Genomic DNA, 24,271 nt, shown 5'->3' on the forward strand with positions numbered 1-24,271 from the left:
CCTGTGCCCCCGCTCAGGCCTTCAACTTGTAGCCGAAGCCGCGGACCGTCTCGATCCGGTCCTGGCCGATCTTGGTGCGCAGCCGCTGCACATGGACGTCGACGACCCGGGTGTCACCGCCCCAGCCGTAGTCCCACACGCGCTCCAGCAGCTTGTCGCGCGAGAGCACGGTGCCCGGCGCCGAGGAGAACTCCAGCAGCAGCCGCATCTCGGTCGGGGTGAGCGCCACCGGCCGCCCGGCCCGGCGCACCTCCATCCCGTCGGTGTCCACCTCCAGGTCGCCGAAGGTGAGCACGCCCCCGGTCTCCGCGGCGCCGGCCGCATCCCCCCGGCCGCCGCCCCCGGCGTGCCCGAAGCGGCGCAGCACCGCCCGGATGCGGGCGACCAGCACCGCGCCGTCGAACGGTTTGGTCACGTAGTCGTCGGCGCCCGCCTCCAGGCCGAGCACCACGTCGATGGAGTCGGCCCGCGCCGACAGCATGATCACCGGCACCGTGGACTCGTCCCGGATGCGGCGGCACAGGCTGACGCCGTCGAGGCCGGGGAGCATGACGTCGAGGAGGGCGATGTCGGGGCGGTCGGCCCGGAAGGACTCCAGGCCCGAGAGCCCGTCGGGCATCGCGGTGACCGCGAAGCCGTCCCGCTCCAGGGCGAGCTGGGTGGCCTCGCGGATGACGTCGTCGTCCTCGACGAACAGGACGTGGGTCTGGTCTGCCATCCCGGTGCTCTCAGTCCTCAGGGTGTGGTCGGGTCGAACGGGGTGCCGGGACCGGCCGTGCACCTCTTTCGCGCTGTCACTCGGTCGTCTTTCGCGCTCTCACTGGGTCATCGGTGCGAGCGGCCCCACCGGTTCACGGCGGCCGGCGCGACGGCCGGGTCAGCCGTCCGGCTCGGGTGCCGGGGTGGGCGCGTTCCCGGCGGCCTTGCTGTAGTCGTTGTGCGTGCGGTACTCCTCGGTGAACCGGTTCGACGACCAGCGGTACGTGGTCACGTTCTCGCCGGACGGGCTCGAGACCGGGTCCCCCTTGTCGTACACCTGCTTGGTCACCACCAGGTCCCCGCGGTCGATCTCCGCGTAGACCGGGGGCGCCTCCGCCTTGAACACATTCTGGTACCCGCCGTCCTTCTCGCGGTACACGTAACTGCCCACGCCCACCGCGTCACCGCACGTCAGCACGTTGACGACGACGTCGTCCGCCGAGCCGCCGGTCAGCCTGCCGTAGGACACGTCGAGGGGGTACTCGTCGGCGACACACGGCTTCAGGCCCCGCTTGACCTCGGGGGACACCTTGGGGTCGGCCTTGACGAGCCGCACCGCGTCCACGCGGTCGGGGACCTTCGAGGGAGAGTTCTTCGCCGCGGGCTCGGGGGAGGAGGCGGGACCGCCCACCGCGTCCGCGTGGGCCGGGCCCTCGTCGCGGGCGCCGGTGCCGCCGGTCCCGCAGCCGGACAGGGAAACGCCGAGGGCGACGAACACGGCCACCGCCGTACTCGCCGCCTGCGTGGTTCTCCGGGCCTCCCCGGGAGTCCGACCGTCGGTCAGGCCGCGCAACGCTCCCGCTCCTCACGCTCCAGCGCCCGTGCGTCCAGATCGCGGGCGACCAGCTCCTCGCGGAGCCGGGCGAGCGCCCGGTGCAGCGTGCTCTTGACCGTTCCCGCCGACATGCCGAGCGCGGCGGCGGTCTCCTCCGTCGACATCTGCTCCCAGTGTCGCAGCACCACGACGCTGCGCTGCTTCGGGGCGAGCACCTTCAGGACGTCCATCAGCAGGGCGCGGTCCGCGTGCTGCTCGGTGGCGTCGTCCATGGGGGACTCCGGGAGCTGCTCGGTCGGCACCTCCTCGAGCTTGCGCGCCCGCCACCACTCGGTCCGGGTGTTGATCATCACCCGGCGCAGGTAGGCGTCGGCGAGCCGCTTGTCCTCGATGGTCTCCCAGCGCCCGTACGTCCGCGCCAGCGCGGTCTGCAGCAGGTCCTGGGCGTCGACGGGGTCGGGGACCAGGCGCCGGGCACTGCGCAGCAGCGCGTCCTGCCGGGTGCGGACGTACTCCTCGAACTCGAGCACCTCGCCCATGTCAACCGCCTTCCGATCCCCGTATGCCGACGGTGGTCATCCGCCGGCCCACTGATTGTGGTCCCTGGTCGTCCGTGCCCCCTGGGCACGCAAACGAAGGTAGGGAAGCGTTGTCACGGCGCTGTGCGAAGCAGCCTGCGGCAAACCCTCGGCTGTCCGTCGGTTGTGTAACGGAAGTAGGAACCGGGTAAGACGGCAGCCCACTTGATGGCGACATCGGGTGATTTGCCCACCGATGGAGCCGTCACCGGGACGGCGGCCAGGCTGTCACGGAGGTGTCCGCCGCCCCGGAGCCACCGGTGGGTCAGCCCAGCGGCAGCCGGTACAGCCCGTCCGCCAGCGGTTCCACCAGGCCGTCGGCGACCAGGCCGTCCAGGGCGCGGGCGCGCTGGACCGGCTCCTGCCACACCTGGTCGAGGGCGGCCTGCGGCACGGGCCCGGGCGCCTCCCGCAGCACCGCGAGCAGCCGCCCGCGCACCTGCCGGTCGGTACCCGCGTACGTCTGCCCGCGCCGCGGCGGCCCGTCGTGCGCGGGCTTGCCCGCCAGCCGCCAGGCGCACTGGGCGGCGATCGGACAGCGGTGGCACGACTCGTTCTTCGCCGTGCAGACCAGGGCGCCCAGCTCCATCGAGGCGGCGGCCCAGCGGGCGGCGCTCGCCTCCTCCTCGGGCAGCAGCGCCCGGGCGAGCCTCCGCTCGGCGGCGGTGGTGGCGTTCGGCGGGTACTGCACGCCGGTGACCGCGCGGGCGAAGACCCGGCGGACGTTGGTGTCCAGTACGGGGTGCCGCTGGCCGTAGGCGAAGGAGGCGACCGCGGCGGCCGTGTACTCGCCGATGCCGGGCAGCGCCAGCAACTGGGCGTGGTCGGACGGTACGTCGCCGCCGTGCCGTTCCGTTATGGCCGCGGCGGCGCCGTGCAGCCGCAGGGCGCGGCGCGGGTAGCCGAGCCGGCCCCAGGCGCGGACGGCCTCGCCGGGGGCCTCCTTGGCGAGGTCGGCGGGGCGCGGCCAGCGGGCCAGCCACTGCTCGTACACCGGCTGGACGCGGCTGACCGGCGTCTGCTGGAGCATGAACTCGCTGACCATCACGCCCCAGGCGCCGGCCTCGGGGCGCCGCCACGGCAGGTCGCGGGCGTGCTCGTCGAACCAGTCGATGACGGGGGCGTGCAGCGGCACACCGGACGCGGCGGGGTCGGAGGGTCCGCCTGGCGAGGGCTTCGTGGGCGCAGTCATGACCCTCCGATCCTGCCACGGGAGGGCCGCCGCGCGGGAACACCGCCACCAGGTGGCGGCCCAGGGGCCGGTCTGCCGGAATGATGATCCGTAAAAGTTGCGAACCCGAACGGCGGGTGGGACAAGGGAACGCGCCGATCTCTCGTACAGTTTGCGCCGTGGGATCACTGCGCAATCCGGTCGGGCCGCTTCCCTCCTCCATCTACTGGCGACGGAGGGCCGTACTGCTGTCTCTTTTCGCCCTGTTGGCGCTATTGATCACCTGGATCGTGGTCTCCGGCGGCGGGGACGGCGGCAGCGGCGGCAAGAGCGGGGCCGACGGCAAGAACCCGGCACCGTCCATCACCCCGGGCCCCTCGGGTTCCGGGCCGGCGATCAGCCAGGCCCCGGGCGGGCGCGACGAGTCCGGGGACGGTGACTCCAACGGCTCGGGTTCCGGGGCGGGTTCGGGCGGCGCCGGGTCGGGCGCCGGGTCGTCCGGTTCCGGCGGCGGGCAGTCCGGCGGCGACGGATCGGACGGGTCGTCCGGCGGTGCGGGCGGCGGCGCGGTGACGGGCGTCGGCGCGGGCGACACCCTGCCCGCCGGGTCGTCCCTGCCCAACTGCACTCCGGGAGCGGTGAAGTTGAGCCTGCGCAGTGTCCGCAACAGCTACGCGCCCGGCCAGACCCCCGCCTTCGAACTGACCGCGCGGAACACCTCCGGCAGCGACTGCAAGGTCGATCTCGGCCCGGAGCACGCGGTCTTCACGATCACCCCGGCCGACGCCGACGACGCCTACTGGGCCTCGGACGACTGCGTCAAGGGCGGGGGCAGCCTGCCCTACCGGGTGGCCGCGGGCAGCGGCATCACCTACACCGTGAAGTGGGACCGCAAGCCGAGCACCCCCGAGTGCGGCACGCCCCCGGCGGGTTCGGCCAAGGCGGGCACCTACCTGGTGGAGGCCAAGGCGGCCGGGTTCGAGAAGGTGCAGACGTCCTTCGTCCTCACCAGCGACTGACCGCGGCCGGCCGGGAGTTCAGACGTAACGCTCCAGGATCGACGACTCCGCCAGCCGCGACAGTCCCTCGCGCACGCTGCGGGCCCGCGCCTCGCCGACGCCGTCGACCGTCTGGAGGTCGTCGACGGAGGCGGCGAGGAGCTTCTGCAGCCCGCCGAAGTGCTCCACCAGCCGGTCGATGATCGCGCCCGGCAGCCGCGGCACCTTGGCCAGCAGCCGGAACCCGCGCGGCGACACCGCCGAGTCCAGTGTCTCGGGCGACCCGGTGTACCCCAAGGCCCGCGCCACCGTGGACAGTTCCAGCAGCTCGGCATGGCTGAGCTTGTCCAGCTCGGCGAGCGCCTCGTCGACCGTCCGCGACCGCTTCGCGGTCGGCTCGGGCACGTAGTCGCGCACGACCAGCTCGCGCTCCGGCTCCACCCCGGCGATCAACTCGTCCAACTGCAGGGCGAGCAGCCGCCCGTCGGTCCCCAGCTCCACCACGTACTCGGCGATCTCGGTGGCGATCCGGCGCACCATCTCCAGCCGCTGCGCGACCGCCGAGACGTCCCGCACCGTCACCAGGTCCTCGATCTCCAGCGCCGACAGCGTGCCCGCGACCTCGTCGAGGCGCAGCTTGTAGCGCTCCAGGGTCGCCAGTGCCTGATTGGCCCGCGACAGGATCGCGGCGGAGTCCTCCAGCACCCTGCGCTGCCCGTCCACGTACAGGGCGATCAGCCGCATCGACTGCGACACCGACACAACGGGGAACCCGACCTGCTTGCTGACCCGGTCGGCAGTCCGGTGCCGGGTACCGGTCTCCTCGGTCGGAATGGTCGGGTCCGGAAGGAGCTGCACCCCAGCCCGCAGGATCTTCGACAGGTCCGAGGAGAGCACGATGCCGCCGTCGAGCTTGCACAGCTCCCGCAGCCGGGTCGCGGTGAACTCGACGTCCAGCACGAAACCGCCCGTGCACATCTGCTCGACGGTCTTGTCGGAACCCAGCACGATCAGACCGCCGGTGTTGCCGCGCAGGACCCGCTCCAGGCCGTCGCGCAGGGACGTGCCGGGCGCCACGGCGCTCAGTGAGGCGCGCATCAGGCCATCGGCACCGGCACTCCCACCGGACTTTCCGGGAGCTGCTGCCCGGTCGTTGGCTGCCACTGCACTCCTCCGGTCGCAGGTTCTTCTGGCGCTCCCGTGTCGCACATTCGGCCGTACGGACGGGCGAGACCAGGGCAAAGTCTACCGGCGGTCCCCCTCCTCCCGTGGGGCCTCTCGGCGACGCGAGCGCGGAAGCACCCGCAGGGCGTCCCCGATGTCCGCGACTTCCAGCACCTTCATGCCGTCGGGCACCCTGCCCGGATCGGCCGGTACCAGCGCGTGCGTGAAGCCCAGCCGGTGCGCCTCGGAAAGCCTGCGCTGCACGCCCGTGACCCGTCTCACCTCCCCGGCGAGACCGACCTCCCCGATCGCGACGAGGTTCTTGGGCAGTGGAGTGTCACTGGCCGCGCTCGCCAGCGCCAGCGCCACGGCGAGGTCGGCGGCGGGCTCGGAGAGCTTCACTCCTCCCACCGTCGCGCTGTAGATGTCCCGCTTGCCCAGTGCGCTGATGCGCCCGCGCTGCTCCAGCACGGCCAGCATCATCGACACCCGCGAGGTCTCCAACCCGGAGGTCGTACGCCGCGGCGACGGGATCTGCGAGTCGACGGTCAGCGCCTGCACCTCGGCGACCAGCGGCCGGCGCCCCTCCAGGGTGACGGTCAGACAGGTGCCGGGCACCGGCTCGGCCCGCCGCGTGAGGAACAGCCCGCTGGGATCGGCGAGCCCCGTGATCCCCTCGTCGTGCAGCTCGAAGCAGCCGACCTCGTCGGTCGTCCCGTACCGGTTCTTCACTCCCCGCACCAGCCGCAGCCGGGCATGCCGGTCGCCCTCGAAATGCAGCACGACGTCCACGAGGTGCTCCAGCAGCCGCGGCCCCGCGATGGCCCCGTCCTTGGTGACGTGCCCCACCAGCAGCGTGGACATGCCGCGCTCCTTGGAGGCGCGGATCAGCGCACCGGCCACCTCCCGCACCTGCGCCATGCCGCCCGGGGCGCCGTCGATCTCGGGCGAGGCGACGGTCTGCACGGAGTCCAGGATCAGCAGCGAGGGCTTCACGGCGTCCAGGTGCCCGAGCACCGCGGCGAGGTCGGTCTCGGCGGCGAGGTACAGGTGATCGTCGATGGCGTGGATCCGGTCGGCCCGCAGCCGCACCTGGCTTGCCGACTCCTCACCGGTGACGTACAGCGTCCGGTGCTCGTCGCTCGCGGACTTGGCCGCCACGTCCAGCAGCAGCGTGGACTTCCCGACGCCCGGCTCGCCCGCGACGAGCACCACGGCACCGGGCACCAGGCCGCCGCCGAGCACGCGGTCCAGCTCGGGCACGCCGGTGGAGCGGGCGGTCGCCTGACGGCCGTCGACCTGGCCGATCGGCACCGCGGAGGTGGTCACGCGCCCCGGCGTGGTCGTACGCACGGCGGGCGCGCCGTACTCCTCGACCGTGCCCCATGCCTGGCATTCGGGGCAGCGGCCGAGCCACTTGGCCGTCTGCCAGCCGCACTCGGTGCAGCGGTAGGACGGCCGTTCCTTGGCGGACTTCGTACGGGCAGCCATGCACGAACGGTAACCGCCCCCACTGACAGCGGACCCGGGGGTGGGGGTGGGCCACGTGGTCCGGCGTTCGGGGTTGCCCGGGGTGGGTGCGGGGCGGGGTCGCGGGCCTGGCGCTGGCGGGGTGCCGCTGCGCCCACCCGTGCCGCCCCAGCGGCACGACTGCCCGCAGCTACGCGGCCGGTAGCCGCGTACGGCGAGGAGGGGTCGTGTCGGGGGGTGTCCGCCCGCAGCGGTTGGCGCGTCCGCGCCGGGAAAGATCTGTGGCCGACCGATTCCGCGCCGTTCCGAGGACGGACCCCCCCCGGCGCGGCCCCGACCCACAACACGCACAGGCGCCGCAGGTACCGCGCACCCCCACCCACCCCGCAGACGCCGCAGGCACTCCGCACCCGTGGCACACACCCCGAACGGACGACGACAACCCCGTCCCGGCCACGGAAGGGCGGGTTCCTGTCCCCTTATGAGGGATCGTTTCACCCGTACGGATTAAAAGTGCCCAACGCGCCAGTTCGCGCCACCCATAGCCCCCTACGGTCGCCGAGTGATGAGGAGCAGTCCGGAAACCACGACCCGCACGACCGGCGCACACCGGGCGCACCGGGAAGCGCGTGACCGCGCCGCGGCGAGGGCGCTGGCACAGCCCCCGGCGCAGCGTCCGCCCGCGCGGTACGCCGCGTACGACGCGTATCTGGACGGCCTGTTCACGTACTGCCTCTCCGTGCTCTGCGACCACGACGCCGCGACCACCGCCCTGGGCGACGTCCTCGCGCTCGCCGAACGCCGCGGCCACCGTGCCCCCGCGTCCCCGGCCGACCGCAGGGCCTGGCTGTACGCGCTTGCCCGCTGGGCCTGCCTGCGCCACCTGGCCGAGGCCAAGCAGAAACGTCCGAGCAGCCACGCGGCAGGCCGCCCCACCACCTCGCCCAACCCCACCACCTCGCCCAACCCCACCACCCCAGCCAACCCCACCACCGCAGCCACCCCCGCCAACGACGACACCCACCAGCGCCACCGCAGCCAACTCGCCCTCCTCGCCTGGCCGGAGGCCGCCGGCACCACCCCCGAGCAGCGCGAGGCGCTCGAACTCGCCGTGCGCCACCACCTCGCCCCGCACGAGGTGGCCGCCGTCCTCGGCATGGACCTCGCCGCCGCCCGTGAACTGCTCGCCTCCGCCGCCTGCGAGGTGGAACGCACCCGCGCCGCCCTCGCCGTCGTCGAGACCGGCACCTGCGCCGGTGTCGCCCGCCTCACCGGCGACAACCGCTACGTCCTCAGCAGCGCCCTGCGCCGCGAACTGGTCCGGCACGTGGACGACTGCCCCCGCTGCCGTCGTACCGCCGAGCGCGCGATCCCCGGCCGCTGGCCCGGCACCAGCGTCACCCCGGCCGAGCTGCCCGTCCTGGAGGCCCCCCGCGCGGTCCTGCACAAAGCCCCGCCCCACACCCCGCGCGCGCGGGGCAACGCCCCCCGTTTCGACCGGCGCGGCTTCCCGATGGACCCCAAGGACCGCGCCGCCCGGCGGGACCGCATGCGCGCGCGTGCCGTCACCACCACCGTCGTCGCCACCGTCGTGGCGGCCCCGGTGCTGGCCCTGTGGGCGGCCCACCGGGGCACCCCCGTCGTCGAGGGGGAGGAGGGCCGCCCGGCCAGCGCCAGCGAGGCACAGGATCCGGACGGCCCGGCCCGCGAGCCGGCGGGCGGCGGCTACGAGAACGCGGGCAACGCGAGTACCACCCCGGGCCCGGGCTTCGGCGGGAACGGCGGGGCCGACGTCTCCGTGGAGGTCGTCGGCGTCCCCGGTACCGGCGAGAAGGGCACCGGCCACCTCGGGGTGACGGCCGGCCACCGGGGCGGGACCACGCTGGTCACCCTGACCGCGACCGGCGACGTCGCGGTGCGCTGGTCCGTGTCCGCCGGTGCCGACTGGCTCTACCTGAGCCAGTCCTCGGGCACCCTGCGCCCCGGCGAGTCCGTGACGGTCCGGGTGTACGTCGACCACCTGCGCGAGCCGTCCGGCCACTGGAGCGCACGGGTGGCCGTGTCGCCCGGCCACGCCGTCGTCACCATCCAGGGCTACGGCCGCGCACCCACCCCGTCCCGCCCGGACCCGCGTCCCAGCACCCCCGACGGCGCCACGCGTCCGTCCCTCCCGGGTCACACCCCGGGCCCGGGCCCGTCCACCCCGCATCCGGGCGACCCGGACCCGACGCCCACCGACGACCCGCCGCCGACCTCGCCCGGCCCGGACCCGACGACCGGTGAACCGTCCCCGACGGGCGGCCCGGACGACTCGTCACCCCCGCCGGGAAGCGGCACCCCGAGCCCGTCGGACCCGTAACCCGGCACGAGACCGCCCCTCGGTCTCACCGAACCCCGCCCCTCGGTCTCACCGAACCCCGGCCCGCGGCCTCACCGCCCCCCGGGATCCGCCGGATGCGGTGCCACCAACGGCAACTGCGAGGCCAGCCGCTCCTCGCACAGCTCGACCAGCCGGTCGTACCCCGCCTTGCCCATCAGCTCGATCAACTCCGGCCGGTAGGACACGTACACGGGCTCGCCCGCGCCGTGCGCCGAGGTCGCCGACGTGCACCACCAGTGCAGGTCGTGCCCGCCCGGACCCCAGCCCCGCCGGTCGTACTCACCGATCGACACCTGCAGCACGCGCGTGTCGTCGGGCCGGTCGATCCACTCGTACGTCCGCCGCACCGGCAACTGCCAGCACACGTCGGGCTTGGTCTCCAGCGGCTCCCGGCCCTCCTTGAGCGCCAGGATGTGCAGCGAGCAGCCCGCGCCCCCGGAGAACCCCGGCCGGTTCTGGAAGATGCAGGAGCCCTGGAAGGGCCGGGTCTGCCGGGAGCCCTCGTCGTCCTCGGTGATCCAGCCGTCGCGCGTGCCCTCGGCGTGGTGCTGCCAGATGTCCGGGGTGAGCCTCGCCACATGCCCGGCGACACGCTTCTCGTCGTCCTCGTCGGAGAAGTGCGCGCCCAGCGAGCAGCACCCGTCGTCCGCGCGGCCCGCCTGGATGCCCTGGCAGCCGCTGCCGAAAATGCAGTTCCAGCGGGAGGTCAGCCAGGTCAGGTCGCACCGGAAGACCTGCTCGTCGTCCGCGGGGTCCGGGAACTCCACCCACGCGCGCGCGAAGTCGAGCCCCTTCTCGTCACCCGCCCCGCCCGTGACGCGCTGCGCGTCCTTCGCGTCCTTCGAGCCCTGCGCGTCCTTCTTGTCCCTCTTGGCCGACTTTTCGTCCTTCGCCTTTTTCGTCTTTGGCACGGCTCCAGGGTAAGTCGCCGAAGCGCGGGGACGGGACCACCGCGGGCGCCGCCCGCAGTAGCGTTCCGTACATGAGACTCGGTGTCCTCGACGTGGGTTCGAACACGGTGCATCTGCTGGTGGTGGACGCGCACCCCGGCGCCCGCCCGCTGCCCGCCCACTCGTACAAGGTGGAACTGCGCCTCGCCCAGCTCCTCGACGAGGACGGGGCGATCGGCCCCGACGGCGTCGACCGGCTGGTCGCGGTCGTGCGCGAGGCCCTGCAGGCCGCCGAGGACAAGGGCGTGGAGGACCTCCTGCCGTTCGCCACCTCGGCCGTGCGCGAGGCGGGCAACGCCGACGACGTCCTCGCGCGCGTGCGTGCCGACACCGGAGTCGAGCTGACCGTCCTCACCGGCGAGGACGAGGCCCGGCTCACTTTCCTCGCCGCCCGCCGCTGGTTCGGCTGGTCCGCGGGCAGGCTGCTGGTCCTCGACATCGGCGGCGGCTCCCTGGAGATCGCCTACGGCATCGACGAGGAACCCGACGCCGCCGTGTCGCTGCCGCTCGGCGCGGGCCGGCTGACAGCCGCCCGGCTGCCCGACGACCCGCCCCACCCCGACGACGTCAGGGCGCTGCGCCGCCACGTCCGTACGGAGATCGCCCGGACGGTCGGCGAGTTCAGCCGCCTCGGCGCCCCCGACCACGTGGTCGCCACCTCCAAGACCTTCCGGCAGCTCGCCCGCATCGCCGGCGCCGCCCGGTCCGCCGAGGGCCTCTACGTCCAGCGCGAGCTGAAGCGGGCCTCCCTGGAGGCATGGGTGCCCCGCCTGGCCGCGATGACCAGCGCCGAACGCGCCGAACTCCCCGGCGTCTCCGAGGGCCGCGCCAACCAGCTCCTGGCCGGTGCCCTGGTCGCGGAGGCCGCGATGGACCTCTTCCACGTGGAGAGCCTGGAAATCTGCCCCTGGGCCCTCAGGGAGGGCGTGATCCTGCGGCGCCTGGACCACATGGACCAGGGGTGAGGCGTCCCCAGGAGCGCGGTGAACGGCGCGACAAGCCACAACGCACCCGCACCCGCACTCGCCCCTGTGGCAACCGCCTGTGGCAACCGCTTGTGGCAATCACCGCATGGCAACCGCCTATGGCAATCACCACAACGGCGATCGGGCACCCCGCGACTCCCGGCGGGCACCCCGTACCCTGACCCCCGTGGCAAAACCCAGGGACGTGATCCGCACCCCGGACACGAAGGTCGCCCTGTCGACGGCTTCCGTCTACCCGGAGTCGACGGCGACGGCCTTCGAGATCGCCGCACGCCTCGGTTACGACGGCGTCGAGGTGATGGTCTGGACGGACCCGGTCAGCCAGGACATCGAGGCGCTGCGCAGACTCAGCGACTACCACCGCATGCCGATACTGGCCGTGCACGCACCGTGTCTGCTCATCACCCAGCGCGTCTGGTCCACCGACCCCTGGGTCAAGCTCCAGCGCGCCCGCGCGGCCGCCGAGAAGCTCGGCGCGTCCACCGTCGTCGTGCACCCCCCCTTCCGCTGGCAGCGCCAGTACGCGCGGGACTTCGTCGACGGCGTCTGGCGGATGGCGAACGAGACGGACGTCCGCTTCGCCGTCGAGAACATGTACCCCTGGCGGTACCGCGACCGCGAGATGCAGGCGTACGCCCCCGACTGGGACGTGACCAAGGACGACTACCGGCACTTCACGATCGACCTGAGCCACGCCGCGACCTCCCGCACCGACGCCCTGGGCATGGTCGAACGCATGGGCGACCGCCTCGGCCACGTCCACCTCGCCGACGGCAAGGGCTCCGCCAAGGACGAGCACCTCGTCCCCGGCCGCGGCCACCAGCCCTGCGCCGAGGTCCTGGAGCACCTCACCCGCACCGGTTTCGACGGCCACGTCGTCATCGAGGTCAACACCAGGCGCGCGATGTCCGGCGCCGAACGCGAGGCCGATCTCGCCGAGGCGCTCGCCTTCACCCGCGAGCACCTGGCGCGGCCGGCGTCCCCGGTGCCGGGTGCCGCGGCGGCGCGGACGGACCGCCGGTGAGCGGCGACGCCGACGGGACCGTCCGGCGCCGCGGGCGCCCGCGCCGCACCGAGTCCGGGGACACCCGCGACCGCATCCTCGTCACGGCCCGCGAGGAGTTCTCCGAGCGGGGCTACGAGAAGACCTCCGTACGCGGCATCGCCAAGGCGGCGGGTGTGGACCCGGCACTGGTCCACCACTACTTCGGCACCAAGGAGCAGATCTTCGAGGCGGCCGTCGAGGTCGCCTTCGCGCCGGCCCTGCAGGCCCCCGAGGCGATCGGCGACGCCCCCCTCGACGAGGTGGGCGAGCGCCTCACCCGTTTCATCCTCGGCCTCTGGGAGAACCCGGCCAGCCGGACGCCCCTGCTGGCCATCGTCCGCTCCGCCGTGAACAACGAGACCGCCGCCGCCGTCTTCCGCCGGCTGATCGTCGCCCAGGTGCTGCGCCGGGTCGCCGCCCAGGTGGGCCTGCCGGACGCGGAACTGCGCGTCGAACTGGCGGCGGCGCAACTGGTGGGCTGCGCCATGCTCCGCTACGTGATCAAGGTGGAGCCGCTGGCCTCGGCGGACCCCGAGCAGATCGTCGCCCGCCTGGCACCGGTCGTCCAGGGTCACCTCACCGGCCCCTGAAGGGCGCCCGGCGACGGCGTACGGCGAGACGCACGTCCCGCATTCCGGACACCCTGTCCCGGCCCCTGGATGACCGGCGTACGCTCGACGGCAGTCATAACTCTCCGAAGGAGCGAGCGACGATGCCCGAACTGAGGTCCCGCACAGTCACCCACGGCCGCAACATGGCGGGCGCCCGCGCCCTTATGCGTGCCTCCGGTGTACCCGGCGCGGACATCGGGCGGAAGCCGATCATCGCCGTCGCCAACAGCTTCACGGAGTTCGTGCCGGGCCACACGCACCTGGCCCCCGTCGGCCGCATCGTCAGCGAGGCGGTCGTCGCCGCGGGCGGCATCCCGCGCGAGTTCAACACGATCGCCGTCGACGACGGCATCGCCATGGGCCACGGCGGCATGCTCTACAGCCTGCCCTCGCGCGACCTGATCGCGGACAGCGTGGAGTACATGGTCGAGGCCCACTGCGCCGACGCCCTGATCTGCATCTCCAACTGCGACAAGATCACTCCGGGCATGCTCAACGCGGCCCTGCGCCTGAACATCCCGACGGTCTTCGTCTCCGGCGGCCCGATGGAGTCCGGCCGCGCCACCCTGGTCGACGGCACGGTCCGCACCCTCGACCTGGTCGACGCGATGTCGGAGGCGGTCAACGAGAAGATCTCCGACGCGGACATCCTCCGCATCGAGGAGAACGCCTGCCCCACCTGCGGCTCCTGTTCCGGCATGTTCACCGCCAACTCGATGAACTGCCTGACCGAGGCGATCGGCCTCTCCCTCCCGGGCAACGGCTCGGTCCTGGCCACCCACACCGCCCGCAAGGCGCTCTACGAGAACGCCGCCCGCACGGTCCTGGACCTGACCCGCCGCTACTACGAGCAGGACGACGACTCGGTCCTGCCCCGCAACATCGCCACCCCCGCGGCCTTCGAGAACGCCATGGCGCTCGACATTGCGATGGGCGGCTCCACCAACACGATCCTGCACCTGCTGGCCGCCGCCCAGGAGGCGGAGGTCGCCTACGGCCTCACCGAGATGGACGCCCTCTCGCGTCGCGTCCCCTGCCTGGCCAAGGTCGCGCCCAACGTCGCCAAGGACCGCACGTACTACATGGAGGACGTGCACCGCGCGGGCGGCATCCCCGCCCTCCTCGGCGAACTGCACCGCGGCGGCCTGCTCAACGAGGACGTGCACTCCGTCCACAGCCCGTCCCTGGCCGACTGGCTGAAGACGTGGGACGTGCGCGGCGGCTCCCCCTCCCAGGAGGCGGTCGAGCTGTGGCACGCGGCCCCCGGCTGCGTCCGCTCCGCCGAGGCCTTCTCCCAGTCCGAGCGCTGGGAGACCCTGGATGAGGACGCCGAGGGCGGCTGCATCCGCTCCGTCGAGCACGCCTACTCCAAGGACGGCGGTCTCGCGGTCCTGCGCGGCAACCTCGCCGTGGACGGCTGCGTCGTCAAGACGGCCGGCGTCGACGAGTCGATCTGGACCTTCGAGGGCCCGGCCGTCGTCTGCGAGTCGCAGGAGGAGGCCGTCCAGAAGATCCTCACCCAGCAGGTGAAGGAGGGCGACGTCGTCGTCATCCGCTACGAGGGCCCCAAGGGCGGCCCCGGCATGCAGGAGATGCTCTACCCCACCTCCTACCTCAAGGGCCGCGGCCTCGGGAAGACCTGCGCCCTGGTCACCGACGGCCGCTTCTCCGGCGGCACCTCGGGCCTGTCCATCGGCCACGCCTCCCCGGAGGCGGCGGCCGGCGGCACCATCGCCCTCGTCGAGGACGGCGACCGCATCCGCATCGACATCCCGAACCGCTCCATCGAGCTGCTCGTGGACGACGCCGAGCTGACCCGCCGCGAGCAGGCCCTGAACGGCGTGTACGCCCCGAAGAACCGCGACCGCAAGGTCTCCGCGGCCCTGAAGGCGTACGCCGCGATGGCCACCAGCGCGGACAAGGGCGCGGTCCGCGACATCAGCAAGCTGGGCTGACGCCCCGCCAGGGGCCCGGCACGGGGCCTGTACGGGCCCGGCGCGGCCTACCAGGTCCCCGGGTCCCGCCCCGCCACCCCGAACACCGTCCCGTCCGGCGCCCCCGCGTACACGTGCCCGCCCGCGAGCACCGGCGCCGGCAGGGACGCGGGCACCTTGTCGGAGTCGGCGCCCAGCCGGGGCCGGGTCTGCCCGAGGAGCCTGCCCTTGCGGGCGTCGACGCCGAGGAGCCGCCCGTCGGGCGCGGTCACGTACACGTGCCGCCCGTCGGAGACCGGCGCCGAGCCCCGGCTGACCCCCGTCTCCAGCCGCCACGCCTCCTTGCCCGCCGCCGTGTCGACGGCGACCAGCGAGCCGCCCGCGCCCATGAGGTACACGGTGTCCCCGTGCACGCCCGCGGACGCCGACGCCTGCTCGACCCGGATCGGCAGCGTCACCCGGCGGGTCGCCCCGGTGGCGGGCGTGTAGCGGACCACGGCCTCCACGTCGCCGTAGGCCGCCCCTTCGGCGACGAGGAACACCGACCCGTCCGCCGCCCCCACGGGCGTCAGCACCCCCGCCAGTTCCACGTCCCAGCGCACGTCCCCGCCCGCCGGGTCCACCGCGGTGACCCGGGTCCGCTTCCCGTCCGCGCTCTGGCTCGTCGCGTACGCCGCCGGATGCCGCTCCCCGGCGAACGAGGTGAAGTACGGCACGGACTGGCCCGGGATCCGGTGCGCCCACTTGGTCCGGCCCGAGGCGCTGTCCACGCCGGTGACCGTGCCGTCGGCACGGGTGAGCAGCAGCATGTCGCCGACGGTGCGCATCCCGTCGTACGCGGGCATGTCCTCCTGCCACGCCGGCTCGCCCGTCGCCGGGTCGAGGGCCTCCAGCGGGCCCAGCAGGCCGACCTCGGGCTGCACGAGCCCGCCCGACACGACCGGCGGGTCACTGCGGACGGCCTCCGCGACGGGGTGCCGCCACAGCGTGCGCCCGTCGGCCGGGTCGAGGGCGAAGACCAGGCCGGGCCGCGCGCACAACAGCCGCCGCCCCGCGTACGAGCACTGCGGCATCCCGCCGTCCTTCGCCGCGGGCACCGCCTCCCAGGCCCCGAACGGGCTGGACGCGCTCTGCGCCGCGGCCGTGCGCGCGGGCTCGGACCCGCCGAACGCCTGCACGGCCACCAGGCCCCCGGTCACCGCGAGCCCCAACGCCCCGGCGAGGAGCGCCGACCGCTTCCCCAGCCGCCGTACGACCCGGCCCGGCCGCGCGGACGGCTCGGCGGGCGCCTGAGCCGCGGGCTCCGGCGCGGTCCCGGTCCGTTCCGCCGGTACGAACACCTGCGTGTCGTAGGCCGCCGCCACCGACCGCAGCTCCCGCATCAACTCGTCCGGCGTCGGCCGTTCCTCGGGCTCCTTGGCCAGGCAGCGCAGCACCAGCGGAGCGAGCGATTCCGGTACGCCGGTCAGCTCGGGCTCGTCGTGCACGACCTGGTAGGCGACGACGTACGGGCTGTCGGAGTCGAAGGGCCCCCGCCCGGTGGCCGCGTGCACCATCAGCGACCCGAGGGTGAAGACGTCGGCCGCCGGCCCCACCTCCCGGGGCCGCCGGAACTGCTCGGGTGCCATGTACGGCGGCGTGCCGATCAACTTGCCGGTCTCGGTGCGCAGTTCGCTGTCCTTCGGCCGGGAGATGCCGAAGTCGATGACCTTCGGACCGTCCTCGGCGAGCAGGACGTTGCTCGGTTTCAGGTCCCGGTGCACGACACCGACCCGGTGGATGTCGCGCAGCGCCTCGGCGAGCCCGGCCATCAGCCGGCGCAACTGGGGCTCGTCCATCGGCCCGTTCCGCTTCACGTGCTCGGAGAGCGTCGGACCGGGGATGTACAGCGTGGCCATCCAGGGCCGACCGGCCTCCGGATCGGCGTCCACGACCGGCGCCGTGAAGGCTCCGCTCACCCGCCGGGCCGCGGCCACCTCCTGCCGGAAACGGCCCCTGAACTCGGGGTCCCTGGCATACGTCGCGTGCACGACCTTGACCGCGACGCGCATCCCGGAGGCGCTGCGGGCCAGGTGCACGACGCCCATGCCGCCCGAGCCCAGCCGGGACTCCAGGCGGTAGTGACCGGCGTACTCCGGAAGTTCCGCTTCCGCGTCCGCCCCGGCATCCCGCTGCGGCGCCATGGAACCACCCCCGTGCTGTTCGTTCGCGCGAGCGACGCTCGGAGCCTAGTCGATGGGGCGTACGGGACGGAGACGGCCTGCCGCCCCGCGCGTACGAGGGGCGAACTGGTGTTTCATGGCTGGTTCCAGGGGTATCAACGGTCTCCCCACGAGAGTCGTGGGGTGCAACGGGGGGAGTTTCCACATGTCGCTCGACCAGGTCCGGAACACCGGCGGCGGGGAAGAGGAGACGGACGTGGCGCCCGAGGCCGCCGTCGCGGCGGCCGCCGCCCTGGCCACCTACCCGGTCGCCCCGGGCTACCGCCTGAACGTCCGCAGCGGCCCGGGCACCAACTACTCCCTGGTGCGGGTCCTGCCCGCCGGTTCCAGGGTGTCCATCCACTGCCAGCGCACGGGGGAGCGGGTCTCCGGCCCCTACGGCACCTCGAACATCTGGGACAACATCGGCAGCGGCCAGTACGTCTCCGACGCATACATCCACACCGGAAGCGACGGTTACGTGGCCCCGCGCTGCTGATGACCTTGTAACAGCGGTGTCCTGAGGACGTACTAGGAGGTTCCCCGGGGGAACGGCGTGCCGGGCCGAGCGGGTCTTGCCGAGCGTAGAAGCCGCTCGCACCGTTGGGTTCGGGCGGACCGGCACGCCGCACCCGACCCAGAGGTAGACAACGATGCGCGTTCGCAAGCTGACCCTCGCCGCCATGGCCCTCGCCGCCGGTCTCTCGCTCACGGCCTGCCAGAACGACGACGGCACGGACGAGACCTCCGCCCCGCCCGCGGCCTCGGCCCCGTCCTCCCCGGACGGCGGCTCGGCATCGGCCGGAACGGGCTCGGCCGGCGCGGACCAGGAGGGCGGCGGCTCGGACTCCGCGGGCAAGAGCCCCGCCGGGACCGGCGGAACGGGCGGAACGGGCGGAACGGGCGGTGCCGCCGGGGAGGGCACGGCCGCCAAGTGCCGCACCGACGAGCTGGAGATCACGGCGATCGACGCCACCGTCGGCGGCGACACCGAAGGCACCGTCGCCGTGGACCTGAAGAACGGCGGCGGCCGGGACTGCACCCTCGCCGGCTACGCGGGCGTCGACCTGAAGACCAACGCCGGGACCATCTCCGCGGAGCGCACCGGCGAGCAGGCCGACCCGGTCGTCCTCGCGGACGGCGAGAACGTCACCTTCGGCATCACCTACCCGATCAACGACACGGGCGGCTCCGGCGTCCGCATCACGGGCCTGGTGGTGACCCCGCCGAACGAGACCAAGTCGGTCACCCTCGACTGGCCGGGCGGCGCCTCGCTCCCCGCCTCGGACACCCCGGGCTCCCCGGTGAAGGTCGGCCCGATGGGCAGCGCCGGCCAGGGCGGCTGACCGCCCCGCACACCCCGGCGGGCGCGGGCCATAATCGACGCGTGAGCGCAGAGAACGGCAAGAACGGCACCCCGGACACCCTGGCGGGCCCCCGCCCCGAACCCCTCCGGTTCTACGGCACGACCTGGGTGCGCCACGACAACGGCTACGCCGTCCGCCGGGTGGGCCTCGCCGCCGGCTCGCTCGCCGTGGCGGCCGCCGCCTGCTTCGTGCTCCGCGTCGCCTACCAGGGCCTCCAGATCGCCGACATCGGCAGCTTCGTCTCGCTGCTGATGATCGTGATGTTCGCGGTCTGCAGTGCCCTTGCCTTCCGCCACACCTGGTCCGGCTTCACCAGCCGCCCCGACCCCGACCGCCAGGCCTCCCTGCGCGGCCTGCTCGCCATCGGCTTCGTCGGCTCGCTCCTCGCCTACTTCCTGCGCACCTTCACCGAGGCCCCGGGCGAGAAGCTGCACCGCGCGGAGTACGAGAAGGCCCGCGCGGAGTACGAGAAGCGCGCCTCGCGCCGCACGGGCGACCCGTCGAAGAAGAAGCGCCGGAAGTAGCGAAGCGCCGCGAGGCCCTTCCCCGCGGCGTTGCCTCGGCGGGGTTGCTTGGTTTTCGTGGCGTCCGGTTTTCGCTTGGCGGGGTTGCTTGGTTTTCGTGGCGTCCGGTGTTGCCTTGGCGGGGCTGCTCGGTTCTCGCCGCGTCCGGTGTTGCCTTGGCGGGGTTGCTTGGTTTTCGTCGCGTCGGGTGTTGCCTTGGCGGGGCTGCCCCGTTCCCCCCCCGTCCGGTGTTGCCTCGGCGGGGCCGCCCCGTCCCCGCCCCACCCGGCGCTCCCTCGGCAGGGCTGCCCCGTCCCCGCCCCACCCGGCCACGATGGCCGCATGACGACACCGCAGACAGCGAACGCCTCCGCGCAGCCGGGCCACAGCGACCGCGCCCACTCCTTCAACGCCGCCGCGGCCCAGTACGCCGCCAACCGCCCCTCCTACCCGCCCGCCCTCTTCGACGCGCTGGAGGAACTGACCGGCCGTCCCCTCCGCAGCGCCCGCGTCGTGGACGTCGGCGCCGGCACCGGCCTCGCCACCGCCCGCCTGCACGAGCGCGGCGCCCAGGTGATCGCCGTGGAACCCGGCGCCGGCATGGCCGCCCAGTTCCGCCGCACCCTCCCCGGCGTCCCCGTGGTCCGCGGCGACGGCAACGCCCTCCCCCTCGCCGACCACAGCGCCGACCTCCTCACCTACGCCCAGTCCTGGCACTGGACCGACCCCGCGCTCGCGGTCCCGGAGGCGCTGCGCGTGCTGCGTCCGGGCGGCGCGCTGGCACTGTGGTGGAACACAGACGCCCCCGACGTGCCGTGGATCGCGGACGCGGGACGGCGCATCGACCGGCACTTCGCCGGCCTGAACCTCGCCGCCGAGAAGCGGAACTTCGACGCCCGCTTCGCCGACCCCACCGGCAGCCTCGACTTCGTCCACCGCGTGGTGCGCTGGAGCCGGCGCGTCCCCCTCGACACCCACCTGGCCAACCTCGGCAGCCACTCGGCCTTCCTGACCGACACCGAGGAACGCGCCGCGGCCTTCTTCGCCGAGGAGCGCCGCCACCTGCTGTCGGTCTTCCCGGACGGACTCGTCGAGGAGACGTACGACGTCCACCTCCTCCTCGGAACCTCCCCGGGGACCTGACGCGACGGGTTGACGCCACGGGCTCCCGCGAGGACTATTCATCACATGATGAATAACTCGTCGGAGCACTCCACCCGGCCCCCCCGAAGGGCGGGGCGGCGACCCCGCCCCGCCCGCCGTGCTCGCCGAGGACCTCACCGTCGTCCGCGGCACCCGCGCCGTCCTGCGCGGCCTCGGCTTCACCGTCCCCAGGGGCGGGATCACCGGCCTCCTCGGCCCCTCCGGCTGCGGCAAGACCACCCTGATGCGGGCGATCGCCGGCACCCAGGCCAAGGTCACCGGCACCCTGGACGTCCTCGGCCGCCCGGCCGGCCACCCGGCCCTGCGCACCCGCATCGGCTACGTCACCCAGGCCCCGTCCGTCTTCGACGACCTGACCGTCCGCCAGAACCTCGACCACTTCGCCGAGATCCTCCACCCCGGCCGGGCCGCCTCCGCCCACCGCCGCGAGGACGTCGGCCGCGCCATCGCCGACGTCGACCTCACCACCCACGCCGACTCCCTGGCCGGCAACCTCTCGGGCGGCCAGCGCAGCCGGGTCTCCCTCGCCGTGGCCCTCCTGGGCACCCCCGAACTCCTCGTCCTCGACGAACCGACGGTCGGTCTCGACCCCGTACTCCGCCGCGACCTGTGGACCCTGTTCCACTCCCTCGCCGCCGACCGCGGCACCACGCTCCTCGTCTCCTCCCACGTCATGGACGAGGCCGAGCGCTGCCACCGCCTGCTCCTGATGCGCGAGGGCGAGATCCTCGCCGACGACACCCCCGACGCCCTGCGCACCCGCACCGGCTCCCGGACGGTCGAGGAAACGTTCCTGCGCCTGGTCGACGAGGCCGGGGAAACGGCGGCGACCCGCACGAAGGAGACCACCCGATGACCACCCCCGCGGCTCCCGCCCGCCCCCTGAGCCTCTCCCGCACCACGGCCACCGCGACCCGCGTCCTGCGCCAGTTGAGCCACGACCCCCGCACCCTCGCGCTCCTGATGCTGATCCCGTGCGTGATGCTCTTCCTGCTGCGCTACGTCTTCGACGGCAGCCCGCACACCTTCGACACCATCGGCGCCTCGCTCCTCGGCATCTTCCCGCTGATCACGATGTTCCTGGTCACGTCCATCGCGACCCTGCGCGAGCGCACCTCCGGCACCCTCGAACGCCTCCTCGCCATGCCGCTCGGCAAGGGCGACCTCATCGCGGGCTACGCCCTCGCCTTCGGCGCGCTCGCCGTCGTCCAGTCCGCCCTCGCGACGGGCCTCGCGGTCTGGTTCCTGGGCCTGGACGTCACCGGCAGCCCCTGGCTGCTCCTCCTGGTCGCGCTGCTCGACGCCCTCCTGGGCACCGCACTCGGCCTCTTCGTCTCCGCCTTCGCCGCATCCGAGTTCCAGGCGGTGCAGTTCATGCCGGCGGTGATCTTCCCCCAGCTCCTCCTCTGCGGCCTCTTCGCACCCCGGGACACCATGCACCCCGCCCTGGAGGCCGTCTCCGACGTCCTGCCCATGTCCTACGCGGTGGACGGCATGAACGAGGTCCTGAGCCACACCGACCCGACCCCCGCCTTCGTACGGGACGCCCTGATCGTCGCGGCCTGCGCCCTCCTGGTCCTGGCCCTGGGCGCGGCCACGTTGAAACGCCGAACAGCGTGAACCAGCCCGCCCGCCGACCGTCCGCGGACTGGACGCGACGCCCCACCCACCCCCCTGAATGCGAGGATGACGACGACGCAGGACGCATGACGCACGACGCACGACGCACCCAGAACAGACAGGGCACCGGAGGGCACCGAACCCATGACCCAGAAAGTCGCAGTCCTCGGCACCGGCAAGATCGGCGAAGCCCTCCTCAGCGGCATGATCGGATCCGGCTGGGCCCCCGCCGACCTCCTGGTCACCGCCCGCCGCCGGGAACGCGCCGACGAACTCCGCGCCCGCCACGGAGTCACCCCGGTCACCAACGCCGAGGCCGCCAAGAACGCCGACACCCTGATCCTCACGGTCAAACCGCAGGACATGGGCACCCTCCTCGACGAACTCGCCCCGCACGTCCCCGCCGACCGCCTGGTCATCAGCGGCGCCGCGGGCATCCCCACCGCCTTCTTCGAGGAGCGCCTCGCCCCCGGCACCCCCGTCGTCCGCGTCATGACGAACACCCCGGCCCTCGTCGACGAGGCCATGTCCGTCATCTCCGCCGGCACCCACGCGACCGCCGCCCACCTGACCCACACCGAGGAGATCTTCGGCGCCGTGGGCAAGACCCTCCGCGTCCCCGAGTCCCAGCAGGACGCCTGCACGGCCCTCTCCGGCTCGGGACCGGCGTACTTCTTCTACTTGGTCGAGGCCATGACCGACGCCGGCATCCTCCTCGGCCTGCCGCGCGACAAGGCCCACGACCTGATCGTCCAGTCCGCGATCGGCGCGGCGAAGATGCTCCGCGACAGCGGCGAACACCCGGTCAGGCTCCGCGAGAACGTCACGTCGCCCGCCGGCACCACCATCAACGCCATCCGCGAACTCGAGAACCACGGCGTCCGCGCGGCCCTCATCGCCGCCCTGGAGGCCGCCCGCGACCGCAGCCGCGAGCTGGCCTCCGGCACCAAGGACTGACGGCCCCGCGCTCCCCCTACCGGGAGCCGCCCGCCGGGGGCAGCAGCCCGATCCCCCGGTAGGCCGCGTCCACGGTGGGCCGCGCCATCGCCCGCGCCTTCCGGGCCCCGTCCTCCAGCACGCCCTCCACGTACCCGGGATCGGCGCACAGTTCCTTGTGCCGCTCCCGCACCGGCCGCAGGGTCTCGACGACCGCCTCCGCGGTGTCCTTCTTCAACGCGCCGTACGAGTCGTACCCACCCGCCAGCTCCGCCGGGTCCCCGCCCGTGCACGCGGCGAGGATCTCCAGCAGGTTGGCGAGCCCCGCCCGCTCCTCACGGTCGTACACGACGTCCCGCCCGCTGTCGGTCACGGCCCGCATGACCTTCCTCCGCACCACGTCCGGCTCGTCCAGCAGGTAGACGATCCCCGGCCCGGTGTCCTCGCTCTTGCCCATCTTCGACGTGGGCTCCTGGAGGTTCATGACCCGGGCCGCCACCGCGGGACCGGTCGCCCGCGGCACCACGAAGGTGTGCCCGTACCGCTGGTTGAACCGCACCGCGAGATCCCGCGCCAGCTCGACGTGCTGCGTCTGGTCGTCCCCGACCGGCACCTCGTCCGTCCCGTACGCCAGGATGTCCGCCGCCATCAGCACGGGATACGTCAGCAGCGACAGCCGCACGCTCCCGCCCCGCCCCTGCTCCCGCGCCGCCTTCTCCTTGTACTGGATCATCCGCCGCATCTCCCCGTCCGTCGCGACGCACTCCAGCACGTACGACAGCCGGGCGTGCTCGTCCACGTGGCTCTGCACGAACACCGTGCACCGCTCGGGGTCCAGCCCCGCCGCCAGCAACAGCGACGCCGCCTGTCGGCTGAGTCTGCGCACCCGCGCCGGGTCGTGGTCCACGGTCAGCGCGTGCAGGTCGACGACGCAGAACAACGCGTCCGACCGGTGCTGGTCCACCGCGGCCCACCGCCGCATGGCTCCCAGGTAGTTCCCCAGCGTCAGGTGCCCGGTCGGCTTGACCCCACTGAAGACCCGTGTCATCTGTCCACCTCCTGGTCAGGGCCACCGCCTCCAGCCGGCCGCCCCTCCTGGAGGGAAAAACGAGAACGGCCGCCGAAGCGGCGGCCGTCGAGTGCATACGTGTGTGCGGCCGCCGTCAGGCGGCCCACCAGAGCTGGCTACACGTACGCGTCGTCACGGGCCCCACCGTACGCCCGCACAGCCCGTCCCACCCGGGATTTGACACGGCCGCGACGCACTCCTAGTGTTCTCCGAGTTGTCCGACGTGAGCGCCGACCCCGGTCGGTCCCCGGACAGCGATTCCGCAGGTACCAACCACTCTTCGACGAACAGTCGCGTTGTCGGCGTCGTCGTCGTGTCGGCGCGTGTATTTGCGGAATCAGGAATCCACGTTCGAAAGAACGCGGCCCCCGATTAGCTCGGGAGCCGGGAGTCCGCTAGAGTCTCACCTCGTTGAAACGGCCCAACGGCCGCGGAGACAACCCCTTCTGACGGGGAATCAGAGTCCGAAAGGATCTGATAGAGTCGGAACTGCCGGAAAGGGAAACGCGAAAGCGGGAACCTGGAAAGCACCGAGGAAATCGGATCGGAAAGATCTGATAGAGTCGGAAACGCAAGACCGAAGGGAAGCG

22 protein-coding genes are annotated in these 24,271 nt (G+C 73.2%); 13 read left to right on the forward strand and 9 right to left on the reverse strand.

What is annotated here, in order from left to right; all coding sequences use genetic code 11:
• Window positions 1-13: 13 nt before the first annotated feature.
• From cseB to IG88_RS0135520, 4 genes are all read right to left on the reverse strand, one after another.
• Window positions 14-718 carry a two-component system response regulator CseB gene (gene cseB / locus IG88_RS0135505; RefSeq protein WP_031050300.1) on the reverse strand — a complete coding sequence of 235 codons (705 nt, stop codon included), beginning with the start codon at window positions 716-718 and terminating at the stop codon, window positions 14-16.
• 159 nt (window positions 719-877) lie between these two features.
• Window positions 878-1,552: a hypothetical protein gene (locus IG88_RS0135510; protein ID WP_031050303.1), complete on the reverse strand. Its 675-nt coding sequence runs from the start codon at window positions 1,550-1,552 to the stop codon at window positions 878-880.
• Entirely contained in the window at window positions 1,540-2,073 is a 534-nt protein-coding gene (locus IG88_RS0135515; protein WP_003975479.1) for a SigE family RNA polymerase sigma factor, read from the reverse strand. The genes IG88_RS0135510 and IG88_RS0135515 overlap by 13 nt, the downstream gene beginning before the upstream one ends.
• Window positions 2,074-2,377: 304 nt before the next feature.
• Window positions 2,378-3,304 (reverse strand): A/G-specific adenine glycosylase, encoded by a 927-nt coding sequence (locus tag IG88_RS0135520; protein WP_031050305.1) that lies wholly within the window; start codon window positions 3,302-3,304, stop codon window positions 2,378-2,380.
• Between the two features lie 158 nt (window positions 3,305-3,462).
• Between IG88_RS0135520 and IG88_RS43985 the strand changes: the two genes are divergently transcribed.
• The gene (locus IG88_RS43985; protein ID WP_031050309.1) at window positions 3,463-4,302 is read left to right on the forward strand and encodes a hypothetical protein; all 840 of its coding nucleotides are present in this window, start codon (window positions 3,463-3,465) and stop codon (window positions 4,300-4,302) included.
• 18 nt (window positions 4,303-4,320) lie between these two features.
• On the opposite strand, the gene disA is transcribed toward IG88_RS43985, so the two are convergent.
• Window positions 4,321-5,445 (reverse strand): DNA integrity scanning diadenylate cyclase DisA, encoded by a 1,125-nt coding sequence (gene disA / locus IG88_RS0135530; protein WP_030404779.1) that lies wholly within the window; start codon window positions 5,443-5,445, stop codon window positions 4,321-4,323.
• 81 nt (window positions 5,446-5,526) lie between these two features.
• The gene (gene radA / locus IG88_RS0135535; RefSeq protein ID WP_031050312.1) at window positions 5,527-6,936 is read right to left on the reverse strand and encodes a DNA repair protein RadA; all 1,410 of its coding nucleotides are present in this window, start codon (window positions 6,934-6,936) and stop codon (window positions 5,527-5,529) included.
• Between the two features lie 544 nt (window positions 6,937-7,480).
• Here radA and IG88_RS0135540 point away from each other — a divergent pair.
• Window positions 7,481-9,274, forward strand: a complete 1,794-nt coding sequence (locus tag IG88_RS0135540) for a BACON domain-containing protein (protein WP_031050315.1) — start codon at window positions 7,481-7,483, stop codon at window positions 9,272-9,274.
• A gap of 71 nt (window positions 9,275-9,345) precedes the next feature.
• On the opposite strand, the gene IG88_RS0135545 is transcribed toward IG88_RS0135540, so the two are convergent.
• Window positions 9,346-10,206, reverse strand: coding sequence for a hypothetical protein (locus tag IG88_RS0135545; protein ID WP_031050318.1), 861 nt, complete (start codon window positions 10,204-10,206; stop codon window positions 9,346-9,348).
• 71 nt (window positions 10,207-10,277) lie between these two features.
• Here IG88_RS0135545 and IG88_RS0135550 point away from each other — a divergent pair, with 71 nt between their 5' ends.
• The 4 genes from IG88_RS0135550 (at window position 10,278) to ilvD (ending at window position 14,842) form a co-directional block, all read left to right on the forward strand.
• Window positions 10,278-11,210 (forward strand): Ppx/GppA phosphatase family protein, encoded by a 933-nt coding sequence (locus tag IG88_RS0135550; RefSeq protein ID WP_031050320.1) that lies wholly within the window; start codon window positions 10,278-10,280, stop codon window positions 11,208-11,210.
• 187 nt (window positions 11,211-11,397) lie between these two features.
• Complete coding sequence (locus IG88_RS0135555) at window positions 11,398-12,255, forward strand: sugar phosphate isomerase/epimerase family protein (RefSeq protein ID WP_031050322.1); 858 nt, start codon at window positions 11,398-11,400, stop codon at window positions 12,253-12,255.
• Complete coding sequence (locus IG88_RS0135560) at window positions 12,252-12,866, forward strand: TetR family transcriptional regulator (RefSeq protein WP_031050324.1); 615 nt, start codon at window positions 12,252-12,254, stop codon at window positions 12,864-12,866. The genes IG88_RS0135555 and IG88_RS0135560 overlap by 4 nt, the downstream gene beginning before the upstream one ends.
• A 122-nt stretch (window positions 12,867-12,988) precedes the next feature.
• Window positions 12,989-14,842, forward strand: coding sequence for a dihydroxy-acid dehydratase (gene ilvD / locus IG88_RS0135565; RefSeq protein ID WP_031050326.1), 1,854 nt, complete (start codon window positions 12,989-12,991; stop codon window positions 14,840-14,842).
• Window positions 14,843-14,889: 47 nt separating this feature from the next.
• Here the strand turns inward: ilvD and IG88_RS0135570 are convergent, their stop codons facing one another.
• On the reverse strand, window positions 14,890-17,004 hold the full coding sequence (locus IG88_RS0135570) for a serine/threonine-protein kinase (RefSeq protein ID WP_031050328.1): 2,115 nt from the start codon (window positions 17,002-17,004) through the stop codon (window positions 14,890-14,892).
• 184 nt (window positions 17,005-17,188) lie between these two features.
• Between IG88_RS0135570 and IG88_RS0135575 the strand changes: the two genes are divergently transcribed.
• From IG88_RS0135575 to proC, 7 genes are all read left to right on the forward strand, one after another.
• A complete protein-coding gene (locus tag IG88_RS0135575) occupies window positions 17,189-17,521 on the forward strand; it encodes an SH3 domain-containing protein (RefSeq protein ID WP_031050331.1) in 333 nt (110 codons plus the stop codon).
• Between the two features lie 154 nt (window positions 17,522-17,675).
• Window positions 17,676-18,368 (forward strand): DUF4232 domain-containing protein, encoded by a 693-nt coding sequence (locus IG88_RS0135580; RefSeq protein ID WP_031050334.1) that lies wholly within the window; start codon window positions 17,676-17,678, stop codon window positions 18,366-18,368.
• Between the two features lie 41 nt (window positions 18,369-18,409).
• Window positions 18,410-18,913, forward strand: a complete 504-nt coding sequence (locus IG88_RS0135585) for a hypothetical protein (RefSeq protein ID WP_031050336.1) — start codon at window positions 18,410-18,412, stop codon at window positions 18,911-18,913.
• Between the two features lie 321 nt (window positions 18,914-19,234).
• Window positions 19,235-20,035: a class I SAM-dependent methyltransferase gene (locus IG88_RS0135590; RefSeq protein ID WP_031050339.1), complete on the forward strand. Its 801-nt coding sequence runs from the start codon at window positions 19,235-19,237 to the stop codon at window positions 20,033-20,035.
• Window positions 20,036-20,153: 118 nt separating this feature from the next.
• The gene (locus tag IG88_RS0135595; RefSeq protein ID WP_234332443.1) at window positions 20,154-20,912 is read left to right on the forward strand and encodes an ABC transporter ATP-binding protein; all 759 of its coding nucleotides are present in this window, start codon (window positions 20,154-20,156) and stop codon (window positions 20,910-20,912) included.
• On the forward strand, window positions 20,909-21,676 hold the full coding sequence (locus IG88_RS0135600; protein ID WP_031050345.1) for an ABC transporter permease: 768 nt from the start codon (window positions 20,909-20,911) through the stop codon (window positions 21,674-21,676). The genes IG88_RS0135595 and IG88_RS0135600 overlap by 4 nt, the downstream gene beginning before the upstream one ends.
• Window positions 21,677-21,820: 144 nt before the next feature.
• A complete protein-coding gene (proC, locus tag IG88_RS0135605; protein ID WP_031050347.1) occupies window positions 21,821-22,633 on the forward strand; it encodes a pyrroline-5-carboxylate reductase in 813 nt (270 codons plus the stop codon).
• Window positions 22,634-22,649: 16 nt separating this feature from the next.
• Here the strand turns inward: proC and trpS are convergent, their stop codons facing one another.
• Window positions 22,650-23,660 carry a tryptophan--tRNA ligase gene (gene trpS, locus IG88_RS0135610; RefSeq protein WP_031050350.1) on the reverse strand — a complete coding sequence of 337 codons (1,011 nt, stop codon included), beginning with the start codon at window positions 23,658-23,660 and terminating at the stop codon, window positions 22,650-22,652.
• Window positions 23,661-24,271 lie beyond the last annotated feature (611 nt).

This window comes from Streptomyces sp. NRRL F-5650, assembly GCF_000721365.1.
Classification (GTDB): Bacteria; Actinomycetota; Actinomycetes; order Streptomycetales; family Streptomycetaceae; genus Streptomyces; species Streptomyces ardesiacus.